We start from the raw sequence: 1,996 nt of genomic DNA on the forward strand, positions 1-1,996 counted from the left end.
TCGACGCCGAGTACGACGCCGCAGGACCTGAGCCTGCCGCTGCAGTTGCGGATCGACGACCTGCGCGTCGATCGCCTGGCGATCCACGACGGCGGCTCGACGACGCAGCTCGACCATCTCGCGCTGAACGGCCGCAGCGACGGTCGTCACCATGAACTCGTGCTCGACGGCGTCGATACGCCGTACGGCGCGCTGACTGCGCGCGCGAAACTCGACGGCGTGAAGCCGTTTGCGCTGACGGGGGAGGCCACTTACGCGGGCAAGCTGTCCGACGAGCCGGTCGATGCGCGCGCTCGCGTGTCGGGCTCGCTCGAGGCGCTCGTCGCCGAAGTCGACGCGAGCGGGATGAAGCTGAACGGGCGCGCGCACGTCGAGGCCGCGCCGTTCGGCGCGGTGCCGCTCACGCGCGCGTCGCTCGCGTTCGATCACGTGAACCCGCAGGCGCTCGCGCCCGGTGCGCCTGCCGCCGATCTCGCGGTGCGCGCTGAACTCGCACCCGTGACCGCGCCGGCCGGCTCGGCGCCCGCAAAGGGGTTCGCGGTGACGGGCCCGGTGTCGATCGTCAACGCGAAGCCCGGCACGCTCGGCGACCACCTGTTGCCGGTGATCGACGCGCACGCGAACGTGCATCTCGACGCGCACGCGCAGCGGATCGACGCGCTTGCGCTGAAGCTGATCCGCGACGGCAGCGTGACGGGCAACGGCACGCTGACGGGCGGCAAGGGCCGCTTCGACCTGAAGGTCGCGAACCTCGACCTGAACGCCTTCGTCGCCGAGCTGCGGCCGATGCGCCTGGGCGGCCCGCTCGGCGTGACGCTCGCGGGCGACGTGACGACCGTCGACTTCAACCTGAACGATCCGAAGCTCGCGCTCGGCGCACGCGCGAAGGTTGCGCTGACGCCGCAGCAGACCGTGCTGACCGACGCGCGCGTGACGGCGGGCAAGGGCCGCATCGACCTGACGGGCGTGTTCCGCCACGATGCGCATTCGAGCTACGACGCGAAGGCGACGCTGACCGCGTTCGATCCGCTGCTGCTCGCCGCGCAGAGCGCGCCGAAGGCCGGCGGCGGCAAGGCGCCCGCCAAGGCGGCCAAGGTGCCGCCCAGGCGCGGCGAGACGCGCGTGTCGGGCACGCTGACGGCGTCGGGCGCGTTCGCGCCGCAGGTGTCGACGAAGGCGACCTTCAAGCTCGGCGACAGCCTGTACGACGGCGTGCCGCTGACCGGCGCCGGCGTCGTGCAGCTCGCCGGCTCGCGGATCCTGCCGAGCAACGCGAACCTGTCGATCGCGGGCAATCATGTCGACCTGCGCGGCAGCTTCGGGGCACCCGGCGACCGGCTGCGCTTCGTCGTCGACGCGCCGCAGCTCGACCGGCTCGGCTTCGGCGTGGAAGGGCTCGTGCAGGCGCAGGGCGACCTGACCGGCAGCTTCGCGCACCCGAACGTGACGGCCACCTACAAGGCCGAGCACGTCGTCGTCGGCTCGAACCGGATCGGTGCCGCGCAGGGCCGCGCGGACATCCGCGACGGCGCGCACGGCGCCCTCGTGTTCACGGCCGACGCGACCGACCTCGCGCTCGGCTCGCTGACGCTGAAATCGCTGCGCGCGAACCTCGACGGCACGCGCGCGAAGCACACGCTCGACGCGTCGGCGCTCGGGACGGCCGGCGGCCGCGTGATCGACATGACGCTCGCGGCGAACGGCGGCGTGGTCGAGAGCCGCGACGGGATGCGCTGGGACGGTACCGTGACGCGGCTCGCGAACCGCGGCACGCCGAGCGTCGCGCTGCAGGCGCCGCTGACCGTATCGGCCGGTGCCGGCCGCGTGACGCTCGGCGCGACGCGGCTCACGCTTGAGGGCGCGGCGATCGACCTGAAGTCGTTCGTGTTCGATCACGGCCAGATGCGCTCGGCGGGCTCCGTGAGCGGCGTGTCGGTCGCGCGTTTCCTCGAGGTCCGCCAGGAGCTGACGGGCCAGCGGCCACCGGTGCGAACCG

The 1,996-nt window shown here is 73.0% G+C and carries 1 pseudogene; it reads left to right on the forward strand.

Annotated features, from left to right (window positions below):
* Positions 1 to 1,996: pseudogene (locus tag VK92_RS37630) on the forward strand (translocation/assembly module TamB domain-containing protein); the annotation flags it as partial.

It is taken from the genome of Burkholderia sp. LK4, assembly GCF_001043615.1.
GTDB lineage: Bacteria > Pseudomonadota > Gammaproteobacteria > Burkholderiales > Burkholderiaceae > Burkholderia > Burkholderia cepacia.